This is a genomic window from Streptomyces sp. NPDC036984 (assembly GCF_055607665.1).
In genome coordinates, this window is the sequence record NZ_JBVJRL010000023.1 from 104,962 (window position 1) to 125,044 (window position 20,083).

The 20,083-nt window shown below is 71.2% G+C and carries 20 protein-coding genes; 12 read left to right on the forward strand and 8 right to left on the reverse strand.

Annotation, left to right across the window (positions count from 1 at the left end; all coding sequences use genetic code 11):
- Positions 1–83 precede the first annotated feature (83 nt).
- Positions 84–2,867 (forward strand): SpoIIE family protein phosphatase, encoded by a 2,784-nt coding sequence (locus ACZ7DL_RS31680; protein WP_470779424.1) that lies wholly within the window; start codon positions 84–86, stop codon positions 2,865–2,867.
- A gap of 37 nt (positions 2,868–2,904) precedes the next feature.
- Here ACZ7DL_RS31680 and ACZ7DL_RS31685 read toward each other — a convergent pair whose 3' ends face one another.
- Positions 2,905–3,771, reverse strand: a complete 867-nt coding sequence (locus ACZ7DL_RS31685; RefSeq protein ID WP_470779426.1) for an alpha/beta fold hydrolase — start codon at positions 3,769–3,771, stop codon at positions 2,905–2,907.
- 235 nt (positions 3,772–4,006) lie between these two features.
- On the opposite strand from ACZ7DL_RS31685, the gene ACZ7DL_RS31690 reads away from it, so the two are divergent.
- A complete protein-coding gene (locus tag ACZ7DL_RS31690; protein WP_470779428.1) occupies positions 4,007–5,524 on the forward strand; it encodes an MFS transporter in 1,518 nt (505 codons plus the stop codon).
- Positions 5,525–5,749: 225 nt separating this feature from the next.
- Entirely contained in the window at positions 5,750–5,965 is a 216-nt protein-coding gene (locus ACZ7DL_RS31695) for a hypothetical protein (protein ID WP_470779430.1), read from the forward strand.
- 211 nt (positions 5,966–6,176) lie between these two features.
- On the opposite strand, the gene htpG is transcribed toward ACZ7DL_RS31695, so the two are convergent.
- Positions 6,177–8,087 carry a molecular chaperone HtpG gene (htpG, locus tag ACZ7DL_RS31700; protein WP_470779431.1) on the reverse strand — a complete coding sequence of 637 codons (1,911 nt, stop codon included), beginning with the start codon at positions 8,085–8,087 and terminating at the stop codon, positions 6,177–6,179.
- A 210-nt stretch (positions 8,088–8,297) separates the two neighbouring features.
- Between htpG and ACZ7DL_RS31705 the strand changes: the two genes are divergently transcribed.
- Together ACZ7DL_RS31705 and ACZ7DL_RS31710 are read left to right on the forward strand one after the other, a co-directional pair.
- A complete protein-coding gene (locus ACZ7DL_RS31705; RefSeq protein ID WP_470779432.1) occupies positions 8,298–8,774 on the forward strand; it encodes an SRPBCC family protein in 477 nt (158 codons plus the stop codon).
- A 343-nt stretch (positions 8,775–9,117) separates the two neighbouring features.
- The gene (locus tag ACZ7DL_RS31710) at positions 9,118–10,026 is read left to right on the forward strand and encodes a DUF6424 family protein (protein WP_470779434.1); all 909 of its coding nucleotides are present in this window, start codon (positions 9,118–9,120) and stop codon (positions 10,024–10,026) included.
- Between the two features lie 29 nt (positions 10,027–10,055).
- Here the strand turns inward: ACZ7DL_RS31710 and ACZ7DL_RS31715 are convergent, their stop codons facing one another.
- Positions 10,056–10,226 (reverse strand): hypothetical protein, encoded by a 171-nt coding sequence (locus tag ACZ7DL_RS31715; RefSeq protein WP_470779435.1) that lies wholly within the window; start codon positions 10,224–10,226, stop codon positions 10,056–10,058.
- Between ACZ7DL_RS31715 and ACZ7DL_RS31720 the strand changes: the two genes are divergently transcribed.
- A complete protein-coding gene (locus ACZ7DL_RS31720) occupies positions 10,216–10,374 on the forward strand; it encodes a hypothetical protein (protein ID WP_470779436.1) in 159 nt (52 codons plus the stop codon). The two genes, ACZ7DL_RS31715 and ACZ7DL_RS31720, sit on opposite strands and share 11 nt — an antisense overlap.
- Positions 10,375–10,448: 74 nt before the next feature.
- Here ACZ7DL_RS31720 and ACZ7DL_RS31725 read toward each other — a convergent pair whose 3' ends face one another.
- Positions 10,449–11,666: an alginate lyase family protein gene (locus ACZ7DL_RS31725; protein ID WP_470779439.1), complete on the reverse strand. Its 1,218-nt coding sequence runs from the start codon at positions 11,664–11,666 to the stop codon at positions 10,449–10,451.
- Between the two features lie 334 nt (positions 11,667–12,000).
- Here ACZ7DL_RS31725 and ACZ7DL_RS31730 point away from each other — a divergent pair, with 334 nt between their 5' ends.
- The 3 genes from ACZ7DL_RS31730 to ACZ7DL_RS31740 all read left to right on the forward strand — a co-directional run bounded on the left by ACZ7DL_RS31730 (position 12,001) and on the right by ACZ7DL_RS31740 (position 14,770).
- A complete protein-coding gene (locus ACZ7DL_RS31730) occupies positions 12,001–12,564 on the forward strand; it encodes a septal ring lytic transglycosylase RlpA family protein (protein WP_470779441.1) in 564 nt (187 codons plus the stop codon).
- Between the two features lie 55 nt (positions 12,565–12,619).
- Entirely contained in the window at positions 12,620–13,762 is a 1,143-nt protein-coding gene (locus ACZ7DL_RS31735; RefSeq protein WP_470779443.1) for a glycoside hydrolase family 19 protein, read from the forward strand.
- A gap of 162 nt (positions 13,763–13,924) precedes the next feature.
- Positions 13,925–14,770 (forward strand): thermonuclease family protein, encoded by an 846-nt coding sequence (locus ACZ7DL_RS31740; RefSeq protein ID WP_470779445.1) that lies wholly within the window; start codon positions 13,925–13,927, stop codon positions 14,768–14,770.
- Positions 14,771–14,981: 211 nt separating this feature from the next.
- Here ACZ7DL_RS31740 and ACZ7DL_RS31745 read toward each other — a convergent pair whose 3' ends face one another.
- From ACZ7DL_RS31745 to ACZ7DL_RS31755, 3 genes are read right to left on the reverse strand one after another with little or no spacing between them, the layout of a single operon-like run.
- Positions 14,982–15,752, reverse strand: a complete 771-nt coding sequence (locus ACZ7DL_RS31745; protein WP_470779447.1) for a cupin domain-containing protein — start codon at positions 15,750–15,752, stop codon at positions 14,982–14,984.
- Positions 15,746–16,675, reverse strand: coding sequence for a DUF6807 domain-containing protein (locus ACZ7DL_RS31750; RefSeq protein ID WP_470779450.1), 930 nt, complete (start codon positions 16,673–16,675; stop codon positions 15,746–15,748). Before ACZ7DL_RS31750 ends, ACZ7DL_RS31745 begins: the two co-directional genes overlap by 7 nt.
- A complete protein-coding gene (locus ACZ7DL_RS31755; protein ID WP_470779451.1) occupies positions 16,672–17,787 on the reverse strand; it encodes a Gfo/Idh/MocA family protein in 1,116 nt (371 codons plus the stop codon). Before ACZ7DL_RS31755 ends, ACZ7DL_RS31750 begins: the two co-directional genes overlap by 4 nt.
- 250 nt (positions 17,788–18,037) lie before the next feature.
- Here ACZ7DL_RS31755 and ACZ7DL_RS31760 point away from each other — a divergent pair, with 250 nt between their 5' ends.
- The 3 genes from ACZ7DL_RS31760 (at position 18,038) to ACZ7DL_RS31770 (ending at position 19,443) form a co-directional block, all read left to right on the forward strand.
- A complete protein-coding gene (locus tag ACZ7DL_RS31760; protein WP_470779452.1) occupies positions 18,038–18,319 on the forward strand; it encodes a heavy-metal-associated domain-containing protein in 282 nt (93 codons plus the stop codon).
- A gap of 134 nt (positions 18,320–18,453) precedes the next feature.
- Positions 18,454–18,936: a hypothetical protein gene (locus ACZ7DL_RS31765; protein WP_470779453.1), complete on the forward strand. Its 483-nt coding sequence runs from the start codon at positions 18,454–18,456 to the stop codon at positions 18,934–18,936.
- Between the two features lie 141 nt (positions 18,937–19,077).
- A complete protein-coding gene (locus ACZ7DL_RS31770) occupies positions 19,078–19,443 on the forward strand; it encodes a nuclear transport factor 2 family protein (protein WP_470779455.1) in 366 nt (121 codons plus the stop codon).
- 178 nt (positions 19,444–19,621) lie between these two features.
- On the opposite strand, the gene ACZ7DL_RS31775 is transcribed toward ACZ7DL_RS31770, so the two are convergent.
- Positions 19,622–20,083, reverse strand: a 462-nt coding sequence (locus ACZ7DL_RS31775) for a GNAT family N-acetyltransferase (protein ID WP_470779458.1), incomplete at its 5' end; no start/stop codon positions are given.

Genomic DNA, 20,083 nt, shown 5'->3' on the forward strand with positions numbered 1-20,083 from the left:
GGGGCTCGCCGCCCGGCACCCCGACGATCCAGTTCGGCCGCGTGCGGTCGCCGATCACGGAGTTCCAGTGCTAGAAAAGGTAGATGAGCGGACGTTTTCGCCGGCCATGGGCGAGAGCGGCGCCGCCGCCCGGCACACGGTGGCCATCCGATCCGTCCCGTCGAAGGCTCTGGCCCGGACGCGGACGCCGCCTTTCGCGATCCCTGAGCGTCCGCACGCTCGCCGCGCAGGTCTTCCTGCTCCAAGTGCTGATCATGCTGGTGCTGGTCGCGGTCGCGGCCGCCGCCCTGGTGGTGCAGGGAGGGTACGACGCCGAGCGCAGCGCGAGGGATCGCTCACTGGCCGCCGCGGAGGCGTTCGCGCACGCCCCCGGAACGGCACCCGCGCTGCGGTCGGCGGACCCGACGGCCCTGCTCCAGCCGGCGGCGGAGCAGGCCCGGAAGGGTGCCGCCGTCGACTTCGTCAGCGTCCTGGACGCACACGGGGTCCGGCTCACCGACCCCGAGCCCGCCCTGATCGGCACGAAGGCCCAGGGCGTCGGCCGGGCCATCGGGGGTGAGACCTTCACCGAGACCTTCCACGGTGAGCCGACCGACGCCGTGCGCGCGGTCGTCCCCGTGACGGACGCCAGCCGGCGCGTGGTCGGGATCGTGAGCGCCGGGATCCAGTACGCCAACGTGGGGCATGTGCTGCACGAGCAGCTGCCGATGCTGCTCGGCGCGGCGGCGGGGGCCCTCGTGCTGGCGACCGGCGGCGCGGCTCTGATCAGCCGCCGGCTGCTCCGGCAGACCCATGGACTCGGGCCGGTCGAGATGACCCGGATGTACGAGCACCACGACGCCGTGCTGCACGCGGTGCGCGAGGGGGTGCTGATCGTCGGCGGCGACGGCCGGGTACTGCTCGGCAACGACGAGGCACGCCGGCTGCTGGACCTGCCGGAGGACGCCGACCAGCGGCACGTGCGCGAGCTGGGGCTGGGACCGGGGCTGACGCGGTTGCTGGTGGCGGGCGAGGCCGCCACCGACGAGGTCATCCCGGCCGGGGACCGGTTGCTGGCGGTGAACATCCGGCCCACCGCCCCCTACGGCGGCGTGCAGGGGCTGGTCGCCACCTTCCGTGACAGTACGGAGCTGAGGGCACTTTCCGGGCAGGCGGAGCTGGCGCGGGGCCGGCTGGCGTTCCTGTACGAGGCGGGTATGCGGATCGGCACCACGCTCGACGTACGGCGTACGACCGAGGAGCTGTCCGAGGTGGCGGTCCCGCGCATGGCCGATTTCGTCACCGTGGAACTCCTCGACTCGGTGCTGCGCGGCGAGGAGCCCACGAGCGCGGTGCGCGAGATGCGCCGTACCGCGCTGCGTGCGTCGCGGGCCGGGCACACCCTCCAACCGGTGGGCGATGTGATCCGGTTCGTGATGGCCGACACGCCGATGGTGGTGGCGCTGCACCGGGGCAAGGCCGTGCTGGTGCCGGACCTGCACACCGCCCAGGACTGGCGGGCCCAGGACCCGGAAGGGGCGCGGCGGGCGCTCGACTACGGCATCCACTCACTGATCACGGTGCCGCTGCGGGCCCGCGGGGTGGTCCTCGGCATGGCCAACTTCTGGCGCGCCACGGGCTCCCCCCGGTTCGAGGAGGAGGACGTCGCAGTCGCCGAGGAGCTGGTGGCGCGTGCCGCCGTCGCGATCGACAACGCGCGCCGGTACGACCGCGAGCACGCGATGGCCGTGACCCTCCAGCGCAACCTGCTGCCGCTCGGTCTGCCGGAGCAGGACGCGCTGGAGGTCGCCTCGCGCTATCTGCCGGCGCAGTCCGGCGTGGGCGGCGACTGGTTCGACGTCATCCCCCTGCCCGGGTTCCGGGTGGCCCTCGTCGTCGGGGACATCGTGGGGCACGGGCTCCAGGCCGCGGTGACCATGGGACGGCTGCGCACGGCCGTGCTGAACTTCTCCTCGCTGGACCTGGCCCCGGACGAACTGCTCGGACATCTCGACGAGATGGTGGCCCGGCTGGACACGCAGACCGCGACCGCCGGTGACGACCGGGTACCGCTCACCGGTGCCACCTGCCTGTACGCCATCTACGATCCGGTCGGCGGGCACTGCACCGTCTCCCGCGCCGGCCATCTCGCCCCGGCCGTGGTCGATCCCCAGGGCCGGGTGACCTTTCCCGACCTTCCCCTGTCGCCGCCGCTGGGGGTGGGCGGGCATCCCTTCGAGACCGGCGAGCTGGCCCTGCCCGAGGGCAGCCGGCTCGTCCTGTTCACCGACGGTCTGATCGAGAACCGCGGGCGGGACATCGACGAGGGTCTGGCACTGCTCTCCGCGACCATCGCCGACGCCGACCGGACACCGGAGGAGACCTGCCGCGTCCTGGTGGACACGATGCTGCCGAAGCACCCCAGCGACGACGTGGCGCTGCTGGTGGCCCGGACCCGGCTGCTCGATCCGTCGTCCGTCGCGGCCTGGGACGTCCCGTTCGACGTGGAGGCCGTGCCCCGGGTGCGCGGCGAGGTGAGCCGGCAACTCGCCGCATGGGAGCTGGAGCAGACGGCGTTCTCCACGGAACTGATCCTCAGCGAACTCCTCACCAACGCGATCCGCTACGGCGCCGCGCCCGTGCGGGTCAGGCTGCTGCTGGGCCGCACCCTGGTCTGCGAGGTGTCGGACGGCAGCAACACCTCCCCGCGGCTGCGCCGCGCGGCCACCACCGACGAGGGAGGCCGCGGGTTGTTCCTCGTCTCCCAGTTCGCGGACATCTGGGGTGTCCGCTACGCGGCGCGGGGCAAGGTCATCTGGGCCGAGCAGACGCTGGACCGCGCCCCGGAGCCGGATGTGTCGGCCCTGTTCGACATGATGGATTTCTGACCCCGGCCGCGGGGGAGCAGGCGGCCGGCGGCCGTCTTCACGGCAGGGTCTTCGCGAGGAAGCGCCGGACGGTGTCCGCGACGTCGTCCAGGTGGCTTTCGAGCAGGAAGTGACCGCCGTCGAGCAGGCGGATCTCGGCGCCCGGCGCGTCGTCGGCGAAGGCGAGCGCGCCCTCGGGGCGGAAGATCTCGTCGTTGCGGCCCCAGACGGCGAGCACCGGGACCCGGCTGTCGCGCAGATAGGCGTGCAGCTTCGGGTAGAGCGGGAGGTTGTTGCCGTAGTCGGCGAACAGCCGCAGCTGTACGAGGTCGTTGCCGGGCCGGGACAGCAGGGCGAAGTCGTGCTGCCAGGTGTCGGGGCTGACCAGGCTCTCGTCCGGCACGCCGTGCAGATACTGCCACCGCGTGACCTCCAGGGTCAGCGCCTGGCGCATGGCCGCCTCGGTCCGCGGGTTGCGCTCCTGCCAGTACTCCCGCACCGGCTTCCAGAACTCCTCCGCCAGGCCCGCCTCATAGCCGTTGCCGTTCTGGGTGATGATCGCCGTGACGGCGGCCGGGTCCGCCAGGGCGAGCCGCCAGCCCACGGGCGCCCCGTAGTCCTGCACGTACATCGCGTACCGGGTGACGCCGAGCTGCGCCAGCAGCTGCGCGGTCAGGTCCGCGAGGGCGTCGAAGGTGTAGTCGAACTCGTCCGCGGACGGCGCGTCCGACAGGCCGAAGCCCAGGTGGTCCGGGGCGATCACGTGGTACCGGTCGGCCAGCAGCGGGATCAGGTTCCGGTACATGAACGAGCTGGTGGGGAAGCCGTGCAGCAGCACCACGGTGGGCCCGTCCGCCGGCCCCGCTTCCCGGTAGAACAGCCGCCGGCCACGGACGGTGGCGTACCGGTGGTGGATCGTCGTCATGTCTGCTCCCTTCGGCATCACCCGGTCGGCCGACCGGGCGAACCCCTAACCCCTATAGGTGATTTAAGGGGTTAGCTGGAGTCAATCAGCGACTAACTAACCTGTCAAGTTAACTAGAGGGGTTAGGGCGTCAGGGTGGGCGGCGGGAGCGCATCCGGTAGGAGACTGGGGCATGTGTGCCCGTGCCCGGCGGGGGAACCTGGTCGCGGGTGCGGCCCTGGTGAGAGGAGTCCGGGTGAGCGCGTCGACATCAGCGGCAGGCGGCCGGAACCCGGGCGGGCAGGAGGCCGGTGACGAGCCGGACCCGCAGCGGTGGCGCGCACTGTGGGTCACTCTGGTGGCCGGCTTCATGAGCCTGCTCGACGTGACGATCGTGGCCGTGGCCCTGCCGACCATCCAGCGCGACCTGCACGCCTCCCCCGCCCAGGTGCAGTGGGTGGTCTCCGGATACGCCCTGGCCTTCGCCCTCGCTCTCGTCACCGCCGGCCGCCTCGGCGACGCGCTGGACCGGCGCCGTATCTTCCTGCTGGCCCTCAGCGGCTTCGTGATCTTCAGTGCGGCCTGCGGAGCGGCCCCGGACATCACGCTCCTGGTGGTGGCCCGCCTCGCCCAGGGACTGGCGGCCGGCTTCATGGCCCCGCAGAACTCCGCGCTCATCCAGCAGATGTTCCGCGGCGCCGAACGCGGCCGGGCCTTCGGCTTCTTCGGCGCCACCGTCGGTATCTCCTCCGCTGTCGGACCCCTCACCGGCGGCGCCATCCTCGCCCTCGCCTCCGGCGCCCAGGGCTGGCGGTGGATCTTCTACGTCAACCTCCCCATCGGCATCCTCGCCGTGCTCCTCGGCCGCCGTCTGCTGCCCCGCACCCGACGCTCCGGGCGGGGCAGCGTGGACGTGCCCGGCGTCCTGCTCCTCGGCCTCGGCGTCCTGGCGCTCATGTACCCGCTGGTCCAGGCGGACTCCGGCGGACTCCGCCACCTGTGGTGGCTGTTCCCCGTCGGCGCGGGACTCCTCGCCGTCTTCGCCCGGTGGCAGCGCCGCCTCGTCGCCCGAGGCGCCCAGCCGCTGCTCGACCCGCGCCTGTTCAGCACGGTGCGCGGCTACGCCGTCGGGGCCGGCATCGGCACCCTGTACTTCATCGGCTTCAGCGGCGTCTGGCTGGTCTTCGCCCTCTTCTACCAGCGCGGACTCGGCTTCTCCCCGCTCCGGTCCGGCCTCGCCGTGACCCCCTTCGCCCTCGGCTCGGCGAGCGCGGCCGTGGTCGCCGGCCGGCTGGTGGACCGATTCGGCCGGCTGCTCACCGTGTGCGGCCTCACGGGCGTGATCACCGGCCTGGGCGCCACCGCGCTGCTGCTCCGCTTCGCACCGCTCCACGTCGCCCCCTGGGTCGCCGCCCCGGTTCTGTTCCTCGGCGGCATCGGCGGCGGTTTCGTGGTCTCCCCCAACATCACCATGACGTTGCGGGACGTACCGGTGCGCATGGCGGGTGCGGCGGGCGGAGCCCTCCAGACCGGGCAACGGCTGGGCGCCGCCCTGGGCACCGCCGCGCTGCCCGGCCTCTTCTACCTGGTGCTCGGCAGGAGCGGCGACTACCGCGGCGCCCTCTTCACCGCGCTGGGCGCCGCCCTCGTCGGCATGGTGGCGTCCCTGGCTCTGGCGACGCTCGACTGGCAGCGCGACCGGCGGAGACGCCGGCCGCACAGGAAGTGCCCGGACGAGGTCGCCAACGACCCGGTACACGCCCGGCAGACCTGACGGCCGCCCGTCCGTGCCCGATCACCACGCCGACGGGCCCGTCGTACGACGATGACGGGATTCCGCGACGCCCGATACGCGACCGGCCGAGGCGCGGCGTAGTCGCTCACTCCTCGTGCGGCGGGGCCATCAGGGTGGTCTCGGGCCGTGTCGGGCGGCCGGCGCGTGCGCGGTTGGCCATGCTGGGCCCAGAGCGGCCCCCTGAGCGGCGACGAGGAGCACTGCATGCCGACGGACCCGGTTGAACGTTTCCTGGCGGCGCTGGACCCCGACCACCGGGAGGCCGTCGGCGCCGAGCCGCGCGAGGAACAGGAACGGCTCGCGGCGGCCTGGGAACGGGAACTCGAAGCGGACGACGAGCTGGACACCCTGGACGAGCTGTCCCCGCCGGCGGCGGAGGCGGAGGCGGCCCGCCGGGTCCTGGGACGCGAAACCGACTAGCGTCCGGGCGATCGCGGCCTACTCGGCCGCGGTCAGGGCGGCATCGTCACACCCGGGCACCGAACCCGGTGTTGCGGCGCGGCCGTCGGCGTGAGGGCTTCCAGGGCCCGGAACGGTCGTGCCGACGGCCCGCGCGCCCGGCGGTCGGCGGCCTGCCCGGTTTTCCCGGGTGTCTCCCGTGGGCAGGCCGCCGGTGTCCGGTGCGGGCGCGTTACAGCGCGCGTTCGAGACGGTCCGCCATCAGCTTGACGAACCGGGCCGGTTCCTTCGGCTGGCCGCCCTCGGCGAGCACGGCCAGGCCGTGCAGGAGCTCGGCGGTCTCGGCGAGCTCCGTGCGGTCCTCGCGCTCCTTGTACGCCTGGTTGAGGCCCTTGACCAGCTGGTGGCCCGGGTTGAGCTCCAGGATCCGCTTGGCGCGGGGCACCTCCTGGCCCATCGCGCGGTACATGTTCTCCAGGGCCGGGGTCAGGTCGTGCGCGTCGGAGACGACACAGGCCGGCGAGACGGTGAGGCGGGAGGACAGGCGTACCTCCTTGATGTCCTCGTCCAGCTGCTCCTTCATCCAGCCGAGCAGTCCGGCGTACTCCTCGCTCTGCTTCTCCCGCTCGCCGTCGGCACTGTCCTCGTCCTTGGCGTCGAGGTCGATCTGTCCCTTGGCGACGGACCGCAGCTTCTTGCCCTCGTACTCGCCGACGGCATCCGCCCACATCTCGTCCACCGGGTCGGTGAGCAGCAGAACCTCGATGCCCCGCTCCCGGAACGCCTCCATGTGCGGGGAGTTCTCGATGCTCTGCCTGGACTCGCCGGTCAGGTAGTAGATGTCCTCCTGACCTTCCTTCATCCGCTCGACGTACTGCTTGAGCGTGGTCGGCTCGGTGTCGTGGTGCGTGCTGGCGAACGACGCGACGGCGAGGATGGCGTCGCGGTTCTCCGAGTCGGTGACCAGTCCCTCCTTCAGGACCGTGCCGAACTCCCGCCAGAACGTGCCGTACCGCTCCTGGTCCTTGGTCATCATCTCCTTGACCGTGGACAGGACCTTCTTCGTCAGCCGTCGCCGCATCATCTCGATGTGGCGGTCCTGCTGGAGGATCTCGCGGGACACGTTGAGCGAGAGGTCCGCCGCGTCGACCACGCCCTTCACGAAGCGCAGGTACGGCGGCAGCAGCGCCTCGCAGTCGTCCATGATGAACACACGCTTGACGTACAGCTGGACGCCGCGCTTGAAGTCCCGCGTGAACAGGTCGTGGGGGGCGTGCGCGGGGAGGAACAGCAGGGCCTGGTACTCGAAGGTGCCCTCCGCCTGGAGCCGGATCGTCTCCAGCGGGTCACGCCAGTCGTGGCCGATGTGCTTGTACAGCTCGTGGTACTCGTCGTCGGACACCTCGTCGCGCGGCCGCGCCCACAGTGCCTTCATGGAGTTGAGCGTCTCGGGCGCGGGCGCCTCGTCGCTCTCGTCGGCGGTGGCGGGCCGCTCGGGCACCATCCGGATGGGCCAGGTGATGAAGTCCGAGTACCGCTTGATGATCTCCCTGATCTTCCACGGGTCGGTGTAGTCGTGGAGCTGGTTCTCCGGGTCGGCCGGCTTGAGGTGGAGCGTGACCGAGGTGCCCTGCGGCGCGTCGTCCACCGAGTCCAGCGTGTACGTCCCCTCGCCCCGCGACGACCAGCGGGTGCCCTGGCTCTCGCCGGCGCGCCGGGTCAGCAGGGTGACCTCGTCCGCCACCATGAAGCCCGAGTAGAACCCGACGCCGAACTGGCCGATCAGACCCTCCTCCCCGGCCGAGTCCTTGGCCTCCCGCAGCTCTTGGAGGAACTTCGCGGTGCCCGAGTTGGCGATCGTGCCGATGAGCTGCCCGACCTCGTCGTACGACATTCCGATGCCGTTGTCCCGCACGGTGAGCGTACGGGCGTCCTTGTCGAGGTCGATCTCGATGTGCAGGTCGGACACGTCGGCGTCGAGCGAGTCGTCCCAGAGCTTCTCCAGGCGCAGCTTGTCCAGTGCGTCGGAGGCGTTGGAGACGAGCTCCCGCAGGAAGACATCCTTGTTCGAGTAGACCGAGTGGATCATCAGCTGGAGCAGCTGACGGGCCTCCACCTGAAACTCAAACGTCTCAGTCGGCATGTTCGCGATACCTCACAGGTCCTGTCGGCGGAACCGATGGCAGCCACTGTAAAACACCATGTCAGGGCGTTGGCGGGAATGTGGGGCGGTGGCTGGAATTCCGCGGTCATGACCGCGGGCTCCGCGGGTACCCGGCCGGTCCGGGGCCGGGTCCGCCACGCGGGCCGACGGGCCCTCCGACAGTCAAGCAGCGACCACGGAGGCGCAGAGATGAGCACGGTCAAGGAAGCGGTGGAAGTCGCCGTCCCGGTCCACACCGCCTACAACCAGTGGACGCAGTTCGAGGAGTTCCCGAACTTCATGGAAGGCGTCGAGCAGGTCACGCAGCTGGACGAGCGGCACAACCACTGGACCACGAAGATCGGCGGGGTACGGCGGGAGTTCGACACCGAGATCGTCGACCAGCTGGCCGACGAGCGCATCACCTGGCGCACCACCACCGGCGACACCCGCCAGCGGGGCACCGTCCACTTCGAGCGTCTGGACGACACCCACACCAAGGTCGAGCTGGTGATGGACATCGAGCCCAGCGGGGCCGTGGAAAAGGTCGCAGACCTGGTCGGCACGATCGACCGGCGCGTCAAGGGTGACATGAAGCGGTTCAAGGAGTACATCGAGGAACACGGCGCCGAATCCGGTGCCTGGCGCGGCCGGATCCGCCCGGGAGACGCCGGCCCGGCCGTGTGACCACACGCAACCGCAACCACACGACACACGCCGCCTCCGCCCGGAGGAAGGCCCGCCCGGCGAGCCCTGACTGCCGGAGCGGGCCCCGGCGTTGTCAGGGGGTGGCCGAGAGGGTCGACGGCATGACGGACGTCGACGACCGGCGTTCCTTTCCGGCCCGCTGCAGCCCGGGAACGGACCGAGGGGCAGGGCTGCGACGCCCCGGGCGAGGGAGACCGGCCGTGGTCTCGGCTCGCGTACTCCCGCCCCAGGGCGCACGATAATCACAGGGGACACTCGTCACAGGGGGCACTCGGCACCGCGGACCGGACTTGCGGACCGCGGGCGGCACGAGGAGGGCATCATGACCCGCGCCGGCACCGTCGCCGCCTCCCCGATGCCCGACACGGTCAAGCCGGGCGGCATCGAGTCGGAGAACCATCCCTGGAGGATCCGGCTGGTCGAGCATCCGAAGCGTTTCGAGTCGGCGTTCTTCAAAGCCGCGAAACGGACGGCTCACAAGATCCTCGAGGAGATGGACGACGAGGATCTCCCGTACGGGCCGCGGCCCGCCGGGTCCGAGCACTGGGAGATGCACCACGGGGGCAGCCTGTGGGTGAAGACGGCGGGCGGCTGGCGGATGTACCGGGCCCGCGTGGGTATCGAGTGGAGCATGCAGTTCTGCGCCGAGCCGTCGCGGGTCGACCGGCTGCGCCGGGACGCGGCCGAACTTGTGGCGGCTTTCCCGCTGACCCTGCCGGCCCTGGCCGAACTCGGTTACGAGGAGGCCGGGGACCTGCTCCGCACGCCCGTCGAGGACGCCGACGGCGTCGAGGCGTGGACGGACTCCCTCTTCAACGCCTGTGTCCCGATGAGCCGTGGGAACCACCAGGGGATCCTGCCGAAGGTGCCCGGTGAGCACCACTACCCGTGGCCCGTGAAGGGTGCGGACTTCATCCGGTACGAGGACTTCCAGCTATGGGTGACCCTGCCCGACGGCATGCACGGGGCCGTGGTGCCGGTGGACCGGCGCGGCTCCGGCGACGGGCATGTGCGGCTGGTGCACGCCCCGGAGGGCAGCCAGGCCGCGGACACCCTGGCTCAGGCGCAGGACCTCGGGCTGATGGCGGTCCTGCCACCGAACAGCTCGGCCGCGCTCCAGGCGTTCTCCGCGCAGATCGAGCCGGGGCAGCGCACGGCGTCCGGGCCGCCGGCCGCACGCCGGGGGCACGGGAACGGCCGGGGGAACGGCCGACGCGCGCGGGCGCGTTGAAGCGCGGCGGCCGGGTGCCTGGGCGATGTCTACCGGGCCGACTTCAACCCGCTCACCGCGACCAGGCCGGTACGGCTGTCCGCGCTCGGCCAGCAGGCGGACTCCGCGGGCGGGAACACCGAGGTGCTGTGCGTCGTGGTGCGGGACGAGGCGACCGCCCGGAACATCGCGGCCAGGCTGCGCTCGGTCGTGCGTGACAAGGCACCGCGCTACGCGGGCACGAACGTGGCGGTGGAGAAGGGCGACCAGCCCCTGGTCCGGGCGAGCGTCCCGGACACCGCCGCCCAGCGGCCCGGCCGGCTGATGCTCTCCGACGCGGACCTGTGGATGGCCGTCATCAGGCGGTGACCAGGGCCGCGCGGCCGACTGCGGTGCGCCGACGGCCGTACGGCCCGCGCGCCCCTGCCCGGCTGCCGGTGCGGTCAGTTCGGGTTGTCCCCGTGGGTGAGGGTCTCCCAGGCGACGAAGAGGTTGTTGCTGCCTGCCGGACGGTTCTGCCGGGTCAGGGTCTGGGTGTTGGTCATGGCGATGCCCAGGCGGTTGTGCAGGGCGTTGTAGCCGACCTCGGTGACCGGGCCCAGGCCCCGCTTGACGGTCCCGCCGCACAGCCAGCCCGGGACGGCGGTGCCCAGTTCGTAGGTGGACTGGAAGCCGAGCGCCTGCCGCAGGCGTTCACCGACGTCGGTGCCGTACAGGTCCTGCCCCTGGATGCGGCTGGTCTCGGCGATGTGTGAGATGGCGGAGATGCCGTATCCGGTGTGGGTGAAGTCGCGGCAGGTCTCCTGGGTCAGGCCGGTGACGAAGGTGGACTGGCCCTGCCAGTACGCGACGATCTTGTCGCGGGTGTTCAGGTTCTGGCTCGGCACGGTCTTCGGCAGATCGCCGTCGGAGGCGAGGTACACATAGGCCGCGGTACGGGTGCGGAACTTCGCCATGGCCGTGTCGTACGACGCCTTGTCCTCCAGGAAGACGGAGATGCCGACGGCCGCCTCCATCATCGACAGTTCCCAGTTGCCGTTGGAGTTGGAGCCGTTGATGATCTCGGGCAGGTAGACGTTGCGGAGCATGGTCGCGAAGCGACCGGAGTTGGCCCAGGTGCCGGTGTACGTGTACTTGATGATCTCGGCGGCCTTCGGCCAGGAGGAGCCCGCCCAGCCGGTCTGAAGCGGCGCGTTGCTGTTGGTGTGGTCCTGGAGCACGGCGGACCAGGCGTCCATCAGCTCGATGGCCTTCTTGGCGTAGCGCGCGTCACGGGTGATGTACCAGGCGAGCGCGTCGGTGTAGGCCGCGATCGCGTCCTCGCGTTCGTCCGTGCAGCCGTAGTCGGGGTTGGAGTACGAACCGCACTCGACGACGGCGCGGGGCTGGGGCGTGCGGCTGAGGCTCGCGTACTTGCCCGCCATCATCTGGTCGTAGGCGCTCTTCCAGGGCTGCGCGCCGGCCAGCACCTTGTCGCGGGCGAAGTCGAGTTGAGCGCGGGAGACGGTGACGCCGGGGTGGGTGAAGGTCGCGGGAGCGGCCTCCGCCCGCTGGGTGCCGGGCCAGGAGAGCAGTCCGGCGCCGAGCAGGGTGGCCGCCGCCGTCAGGGCGAGAGCGGAACGCGGGGACTTACGGCGGCGCCGGGCGGGTATGTCCTGCATCTAGTCCGTCCTCGTATGTGAACAGCATGCGGCTGGTTGAACGTTCGGGTTGACGAGACCATAGGTACGGACCTAGCCCCCGTCAAGTGGCCCGGAATCGGCCGCTGTTCACAACAAATGAAGGCTCGAACGAAGCGCACTCCAGGCGGAGCACTGGCCTGAATTCAAGGCCCGTACGACAGCAACTACGCCTGGAACCAGACCAGTTCACGTCTTGACGCTACAGGTTCAGACCACTTAGGTTCCGGGAGCCGGGCGGGCCTTCCACGCAGCACGCGCCTCGGTGAGGCCTTCCCCGACCTTCGTCGACCGCGAAAGGCTGTGATCTCCTCCCGTGGCCGTACCACCCCCCACGCGATCCGTCCCGTTCCGCACCGCGCTCGCCGCCGCCGTCGCCGCAGCGGCCGGTCTGCTCACCGCATCCCCTGCCCAGGCCGCCACCGGCGCCATCACCGGCCTCGCCGGCAGGTGCCCGGACGTCACCGGCGCCCACTCCGCCGACGGCAGGCGCCCCCAGACATGGAGCTGCACCGGCGGCGCCGATCAGAAGTGGAACGCCCCTGTCACGCAGTCCGGAGCGCAGTGCTGGGCCACGCACTACGGCCCGCAGCCGCCCGGTGCGCTGACGGCCGGCGGCGAGGTGTTCGACAACGACGCCGACACGGCGGCGACCTCGCTCAGCCGTCAGCCGCAACTGCCGTTCGGCACCAGGGTCCAGGTGACCAATGTCACCAACGGCCGGTCGCTGGTGGTCCGCATCAACGACCGTGGCACGTTCGTGCAGACTCCGCAGGAGCCCAAGTGCCTCGACCTGACCGACGGCGCGTTCAGCCGACTCGGCGGCAGCCTGAACCCCGACGCCGGCCACATCGTCGTCACGCAGACCGTCCTGAACTGACGCCCGCGCATCTCCCGGACCCTTGTCCGCCCCACTGAACCGGAGCGAATTCTTCATGCGTATCCCGTATCTCGGACGGCTCCCGCTGCGACGCGTGCGCCTCGGACGGTTCCTGGCCGCCGCCATCGCCGCCTGCCTCGCCGTCCTGTTCGCCGTCACGCCCGCCCAGGCCGCCGACGGGCAGATCACCGGCCTCGCCGGCAAGTGCGTCGACGTGGCGGGCGCCGGCAGCGCCAACGGCACCGCCGTCCAGCTCTATGACTGCAACGGCACCAACGCACAGCGGTGGTCCAACCCGGGCGACGGCACGCTGCGGGCGCTCGGCAAGTGCCTGGACGTCGTCGACCGTGGCACGGCCGACGGAGCCGCCGTGCAGCTGTGGGACTGCTCCGGCGGCGCCAACCAGCAGTGGGTGGTCACCGCCGCGCACGACATCGTCAACCCGGCCGCCGACAAGTGCCTCGACGTGCGGGACAACAACTCCGCCAACGGCACCCGCCTCCAGATCTGGAGCTGCTCCGGCGGCGCGAACCAGAAGTGGAACGCGCCGGCGAGCGGCGGTGGCGGTACCACGCCTTCCGGGTTCGTCGTCTCCGAGTCCCAGTTCAACCAGATGTTCCCGAACCGGAACTCCTTCTACAGCTACAGCGGCCTCACCGCCGCCCTCGGCGCCTACCCGGCCTTCGCCAACTCCGGCAGCGACACCGTGAGGAAGCAGGAGGCCGCCGCCTTCCTCGCCAACGTCAGCCACGAGACCGGCCAGCTCGTCTACGTCGTGGAGCAGAACACCGCCAACTACCCGCACTACTGCGACTGGAGCCGGCCGTACGGATGCCCGGCCGGACAGGCGGCGTACTACGGGCGCGGCCCCATCCAGCTCTCCTGGAACTTCAACTACAAGGCCGCCGGTGACGCGCTCGGCATCGACCTGCTCAACAACCCCTGGCTGGTGCAGAACGACTCCGCCGTCGCCTGGAAGACCGGCCTGTGGTACTGGAACACCCAGACCGGGCCCGGCACCATGACCCCGCACAACGCGATGGTCAACAGCGCCGGCTTCGGCCAGACCATCCGCTCCATCAACGGCTCCCTGGAATGCGACGGCAAGAACCCCGCGCAGGTCCAGAGCCGCGTCGACGCCTACCAGAGGTTCACCCAGATCCTCGGCGTCAGCCCCGGCAACAACCTGTACTGCTGACATCCCCGCAGCACCGCATGCCCCGGCCGTGCGGGCCGCACGGAGTGTCGTGCCGGCCCGCATGGCGGCCGCCGTGCGCCTCCCGGACAAACCATCGCGACAGCCACTACTTTGTCCCCTACGGGCAGAATGTCGCCCCTTCCCCGTCCCGCCGGAGTCGTCATGCCCATGCTGTTGGTCAAAGGCTCGTTCCACCTGAGGAACACTCAGCCGGACGGCGATACCGTCCACTTCCTCGCGGACAACCCCGAGGACTGGAAGCTCATCCGCGGGCACAACCCCGTACAGCTCACCGTCGGCGAGGCCAAGCTCCGGTTCGAGGGCATCGACGCCCTGGAGACTCACTACCACGGAGAGCACCAGCCGCTGTTCTTCGGGCACGCCGCCGCGACGGAGCTGCTCACCTGGCTCGGGTTCAACCAGGTGCAGCGCAAGCCGGACGAGACCGTGACCGCCTCGACGCCCGAGAGCACGCCCGGCTACGTCCTCACGGGCGGCACCGACATCTTCGGCCGGGTCGTGGCGCTCGTCGGCCGGGGCACTCCGCCCGCGGACAGCGGTACGGACATCACCGTCGACGTACCGCTGCTGCGGCAGACCGCCAACCACCACCTGACCTCACTGGGGCTGGTCTATCCGACCTTCTACCGCAGCATGTTCCGCGACCTGCGGCTGGAGCTCACCGCCGTCGCGCAGAGCGCCCGGTCGGCCCGCCAGGGTCTGTGGCCGCAGGACGTGACCACCACCGGCTTCAAGGTCACCGGACTGTCCACCATCACCGACGACGTCGTGATCATGCCCAAGCTGTTCCGGCGACTGCTGGACCACCTTCAGCTCGGCCTGTCGGTGTCCTGCTTCCCCGCGTATCTCGCGGGCATCGGGGACAAGGTGACGGTTCTCTCCACCGGCGAGCGGTTCGTGGGCTTGCAGCACGTCGTCAGCGTCCCCGACGGCGACACCATCCGCCTGCGGCACCCGGTCGAGGACCTGCTCTTCGACGAGGCGTGAGAAGTCCGAGCGAGTGCGGGCAGTCCACCGCCCAGTGGCCGGACGACTGGGTGTTCATGGCCCGCCGCTACGCCGGCTCCTGCCGGTGAGCAGGCCGACGGAGCGCACGAGCAGCCATCGTCTCCGGGGTCCGGGCCGGGCCGCGCCGCGGGCCGTCCGAGATCGCCTCTCCGCGTCCTCGGACGTTTCGGGCGCTCGTATGACCGGCCGGTCACTCGGCGTCGTACGGCAGGGTCGTCCCCGGCAGCGCGTACTCGTCCCGGCGCCCGCACATCCCGAAGCCGCCGAGGCGGGTGGGCGTGGTCCCGTACGCGATCGCCTCCCCGAGATAGCCGGGCTCCCCGGCCTCGAGGGCGTCGAGCTGGGCTCCGGTGCGCTCGGCGGTGGCGAGGGCGCCCGCCCGCCACAGCTCGCGCCAGACGGGGACCTTGGCGCGCACCAGGCGGGCGGCGGCGCGCCGGAAGTCCCGGAACGGGCCCTCGTCCCCGGCGACGAGGGTCTCGCGCAGCGCCAGGTAGCCCTCGACCGCGAGGTCCCTGCGACGCCGGGCCGCCGCTTCCGTCTCCGGGCCGGTGCCCCGCGGGAGAGCGGCCGCTGCCGCGTACCGCCCCGGGTCGGCGAGCACCTCCGGCGGGAAGGTGAACACGGCGTCCCCGGCCTCGGGCAGGCCGCTGTTCTGCATCAGCACGGTAATGTGCAGATCACCGCCCTGCACCATGCGGTGCACGGTGCCCGGCGTGAACCAGGCGACCGAGCCCGGCTCCAGCGGGATGTCCCGGTAGCCGTCGGGGCTGAGGGTCTGGACCGCGCCCCGGCCGCCGGTGACGACGTACGCCTCCGTGCACACCAGGTGCAGATGGGGGCTGCCGCCGCACACGCCGTCGGCGGCCTCCCAGTCGTAGGCGCGCAGCTGGGACAGGCCGACGGCGCCGGGCAGCGGGCGCGGCAGCTCGGGCTTGGTGCGGGAGAGGTCGTTCACCACGGCAGGCCCTTCAGGTGGGCGGTGACCCGGTCGCGGTCCCAGGCACCGTCGGCGATCAGCACCCGGTAGCGGTAGCCGAAGGACTCCCCCGGCTCCAGCGTGAACTCCTCGAAGAACGCCCAGGAGAACGCGACCGTCGGGAGGGGCTCGGCCCGCACGAACCAGTGGGACTCATGGATCGCGGAAGTCCCGTCCAGGTTCCCCGGCGCGTGCGCGAAGACCAGCGTGGTGTGACCGTCGACCTCGTCGTGCTCGCCGGTGAAGGCCAGCCATGGCCCCTGGCTGCCCATCAGCTGCGCGGCGCCGGCGTCTTCGGCATCCGGGGCGAGCACCCGGCCGCCGGTGAAGTCGCGCGGGCCGCGCCACTGGAGGCCGGTGTACCCGGCCATCTCGCGGCCCGCGGTGGTCGGGGAGCCGAACACCAATGGCGCGGGACGGATGTTGGTGAGCCGGATCGACCAGTCCAGCGCCCAGGAACCGGCCTCCTCGTCGACCGAGTGCACCTCGATCCCGCGCACTTCACGGGCCCACTCCTGCCCGCCGTTCTCGACCCAGGTCAACTCCTCGGTGAGGGCGAGCCTTTCGTCCTCGGCCGTGAGAGCGGTGAAGCGGTCGTGACGCATGGAACCGACCCGGTCCGGCAGCGCCTGGTAACCCTGGCCGTGCACATAGCAGTTGCCGCCCCAGAAGTTCTGCCCGGACACGTGACTGGCGGTCATCTGAAGGCCCTTGTGCCAGCGGTGGTCGTTCGGCCGGTATCCGGTGACCGTGCGGCCGGCCAGGGTGCGCACGGGATGGGCGTAGGGCTTGCGGGACTCGAAGGGGTCCGGGTCGGGGCGGTAGACGTAGCGGAGGATCTCGGTGCCGTTCGGCGCCTCGACCGCGATGTGCTCACCGTGGACATGGCTGACGCGGATGCTCATGCGCGCTCCTTCGGCGCCCAGTCGGGGTGGTCGCCGTGCATGGCCGTGTAGTAGGGGTCGCCGGGGCCGATCTCGCCCGCCCGCACCGGCTGCCCGGTGAACGCCGCCTTGTACAGGGCGGCGGCGAACTCCAGGGCCTCGCGGGCCTCTCGGCCGCTGCCCGGGGGGCGTACACCGCGGTCGTAGGCGTCGAGGAGGGCGCCCAGCTGCGCGGTGTGCGAGCTGGGCACGTCCTGCGCGGGGGTGCGCCAGGCGGCGGCGCGCTCGGGCCGGACGTGCGGGGCCGGGGTGTAGACCCAGTCGTCGTTGCCGTGTCCGTACAGGTGGGTCAGCTCCACCGTCGCGTCGGCGCAGTCGACGCGGACGCGGCTCACCTCGTGCGGGGAGAGCACGCTGTTGACGACCGTGGCGAGCGCGCCACTGCGGAAGCGGACCAGGGCGGTGGAGACGTCCTCGCTCTCGATGTCGTGGACCAGGCGGGCCGCCATGGCCCGTACCTCCTCCCACTCGCCGAGCAGGTGCAGCAGCAGGTCGTACTGGTGGATGCCGTGCCCCATGGTGGGCCCGCCGCCCTCCGTGGACCACCGGCCGCGCCACGGCAGGGCGTAGTACGCGGCGTCCCGGTGCCAGGTGGTCTGGCAGTGCGCCACCAGCGGGGCACCCAGCTCGCCGCGCCTGATCAGTTCGCGGGCGTGTACGGCGCCGGAGCCGTAGCGGTGCTGGAAGACGACCGAGGCGTACGCGCCGGACGCCTCCTCGGCCGCAGCGATGTCGTCCAGTTCGGCCGGCGCGAGGCACAGCGGCTTCTCGCACAGCGCCCACGCGCCCGCCTTGAGTGCGGCCACGACCTGCTCGCGGTGCAGCGCCGGCGGCGTGCCGATGAGCACCAGGTCCGGCCGTACGGCATCCAGCATGGCGTCCGTCGAGGTGAACCCGGCGACCCGCGCGCCCGCGAGCCGCCGGAAGGCATCCAGCCGGCCCTGGTCCACGTCGACGGCGGCGACCAGTTCGGCCCGCTCGGCATGGGCCCTGAGCGCGGGCAGATGGCCGCCGGTGACGATGGCACCGGTACCGATCACGGCGACCCGGCGGCGGGGCGCGGGCAGGGACATGCGGCACTCCTCGGAGATCGGTAGCAGGAGACGGTGATGGAAAGCGCTTACTCCCCCGGTCGACGACCCTAGGGGTCGGGGGATCACCGGGACAACCCCTGCGACATTCCCAGCAGACACCCCTACCCCCCTACCGTATCCAGACGGCCCTCTCCGCTGGGCTTGCTTCTCCTCTTGGGGTGAGGGTATAGATGGTGGCTATACCCCCCAGGGGTATTACCTGCCCACTCTTGCTCCTACGGAGGAATCCATGTCGTCCTACTGCTCCCCCGACGGCCATGGCCACACCATCGCCGCGGCACCCCGGTCCGAGGCCGACGGCCGCTCCCCCGTGTACCAGGTCGACGGGATGACCTGCGGTCACTGTCAGGAGTCCGTCACCAAGGCGATCGACGAGCTGACCTTCGTCCGCACCGTGTCCGTCGACCTGGCCGCAGGCCAGGTCACGGTGGTCACGGAGAGCGAACCCGACGACGAGCTGATCGCCAAGGCCGTGCAGAACGCCGGCTATGCGGTCACCGGGCGGCTCTGACCAAGCTCCGTCACCACGTCCGGTGACGAGGCAAGGCCGGAAGCAGTGATCCGGTCACCGCATGCCCCCCGCATGAGGAGCGAGGGTAGCTCCCCCTTTGACTCTGTACCCCCTCGGGGTACCTTGGAGCAGCCGTGATCGCCGCACAGACCGCCTCCGGCCCGGCCGGAGCCCGCCACCGCCGCGTGGTACGGCCCGCCGTGCTGGTCGCCGTCCTGCTGGGGCTGTTCCTCATGCACGGCGGCCCGGCCGCAGCCGACGGCGGCTGCCACGGGATCATGTCCGTCGGCAAATCAGCGGCCGCGACGGTGGCCGCGCACATGCCGGACCACTTCGAGGCGACCGGCGCCAAGGCCACCGCACACGCCGACGAGGCCATGCGGGGCGCTCTGTGTCTGGCCACCACGCCCCGGTCCGACATCCCACTGCCTCCGCTCGCGGCGGTCGCGTTCGTACTTCCGGCCACCGCCCTGCCGTCCTGGGCCCGGCGGGTGTACGACGGCACGCGCCGCCGAGGGCCACCGGCCGGTGGGCGCGGCCTTCTGCTCCAGGTGTGCCTCCAGTTCCAGACCGCGGGACGGCTCCACACCGCGGCCGTCACCCTCCACGTCGGCTGACCACCGCACGCCGCTGACCGCCCGGCCGGCCCACCCTGCCGATGGACGGGCCGGGCATCCGCGAGACCGGCGCTTGAGCGGCCGTAACGCGGCTGCCGTTCCAGGCGGAATCGCCACCGACGGGTCCCATAGTGTTCCCGTATGACGGATGAGAGTAAGCGGGCTGTTCAGGCGGCCATCGACGGGGAGATGCGGCTTCTCGACCCTGAGGTGCGTGCATCCTCCGCTCGTGTGCTGGAGCTGCTGGATCCGGAGTTCACCGAGGTCGGTGCGTCCGGACGCCGGTGGGACACGAGGTCGATCCTCGCGGTGACGAGTGACGGCACGGTGTCCCCGGAGGCTCCCATCGGGGTCAGTGACATGTCCGGGGTCGTCCTCGCGCCAGGCGTCGTCCACCTGACGTACTTCTCCGACCACCAGGGCCGCCGGGCCTGGCGCAGCTCTCTGTGGCGTCTGACGCGATCGGGCTGGCGAATGTATTTCCACCAGGCCACGCCGGCCGGCTAGCGCCTCGGGCGTGTGCCCCTCCCTCGGCCGGCCCACCGGGCTCAGCTGGAGTGAGCCTGGGAGCCGCTGCAGAGTTGCTGCAGCGGGCGTGGCTCGTGGCCGATCCGCAGGTCGGCCCGGAGCCCTCGCCGGATGAGGCCGGTCTGACGCACCGGCCGTCCAACGGGTTTGCCGCCGGTCAACCAACCCAGATGCCTTCGGGCGAGAGTCGGCGCGCGAGGTGCCGGCCGGCGTCGCTGACGGGGGTCGACCAGGACACATCCGCGACCTGACATCCGAAGTCGTCGGCGAGTGCCTGAACGAGCGTGGCGCCGACACCTTGCCGTCGATAGACGTCCGCAACCCAGATCAGGATGATGCGCGGGCGCAGAGTGTCGTCCTGGTCGCCGTACCGCGACCCGTCGACCAGATCCCAGTGGCGGTGCCGGCTGGTGTCGTGGGCGGCCAGGTAGCCGATGACGTACCCGTTCGCCTTCACCAGGTACGCCCGCACGTTGTCCGGGGTCACTTCGGGCTCGCGAGTGTGGGACCACGAGTTGAAGTCGTAGTAGTGCTTGGTCAGGTTCACTCGCCGGTGGCGTGTCCGTTTGATCGGGTGTGTCGTTGACCGGGTGTGCTGGGTGGGGAGTTGGCTGCGGTC

Excerpts from the sequence above, each read along its gene's own strand:
- ACZ7DL_RS31680 (WP_470779424.1), top strand. The coding sequence starts at position 84 with ATGAGCGGACGTTTTCGCCGGCCATGGGCGAGAGCGGCGCCGCCGCCC.
- htpG (WP_470779431.1), bottom strand. The coding sequence starts at position 8,087 with ATGCCGACTGAGACGTTTGAGTTTCAGGTGGAGGCCCGTCAGCTGCTC.
- ACZ7DL_RS31735 (WP_470779443.1), top strand. The coding sequence starts at position 12,620 with ATGCGTATCCCGTATCTCGGACGGCTCCCGCTGCGACGCGTGCGCCTC.
- ACZ7DL_RS31755 (WP_470779451.1), bottom strand. The coding sequence starts at position 17,787 with ATGTCCCTGCCCGCGCCCCGCCGCCGGGTCGCCGTGATCGGTACCGGT.
- ACZ7DL_RS31760 (WP_470779452.1), top strand. The coding sequence starts at position 18,038 with ATGTCGTCCTACTGCTCCCCCGACGGCCATGGCCACACCATCGCCGCG.
- ACZ7DL_RS31725 (WP_470779439.1), bottom strand. The coding sequence starts at position 11,666 with ATGCAGGACATACCCGCCCGGCGCCGCCGTAAGTCCCCGCGTTCCGCT.
- ACZ7DL_RS31705 (WP_470779432.1), top strand. The coding sequence starts at position 8,298 with ATGAGCACGGTCAAGGAAGCGGTGGAAGTCGCCGTCCCGGTCCACACC.
- ACZ7DL_RS31685 (WP_470779426.1), bottom strand. The coding sequence starts at position 3,771 with ATGACGACGATCCACCACCGGTACGCCACCGTCCGTGGCCGGCGGCTG.
- ACZ7DL_RS31695 (WP_470779430.1), top strand. The coding sequence starts at position 5,750 with ATGCCGACGGACCCGGTTGAACGTTTCCTGGCGGCGCTGGACCCCGAC.
- ACZ7DL_RS31740 (WP_470779445.1), top strand. The coding sequence starts at position 13,925 with ATGCCCATGCTGTTGGTCAAAGGCTCGTTCCACCTGAGGAACACTCAG.
- ACZ7DL_RS31770 (WP_470779455.1), top strand. The coding sequence starts at position 19,078 with ATGACGGATGAGAGTAAGCGGGCTGTTCAGGCGGCCATCGACGGGGAG.
- ACZ7DL_RS31710 (WP_470779434.1), top strand. The coding sequence starts at position 9,118 with ATGACCCGCGCCGGCACCGTCGCCGCCTCCCCGATGCCCGACACGGTC.
- ACZ7DL_RS31750 (WP_470779450.1), bottom strand. The coding sequence starts at position 16,675 with ATGAGCATCCGCGTCAGCCATGTCCACGGTGAGCACATCGCGGTCGAG.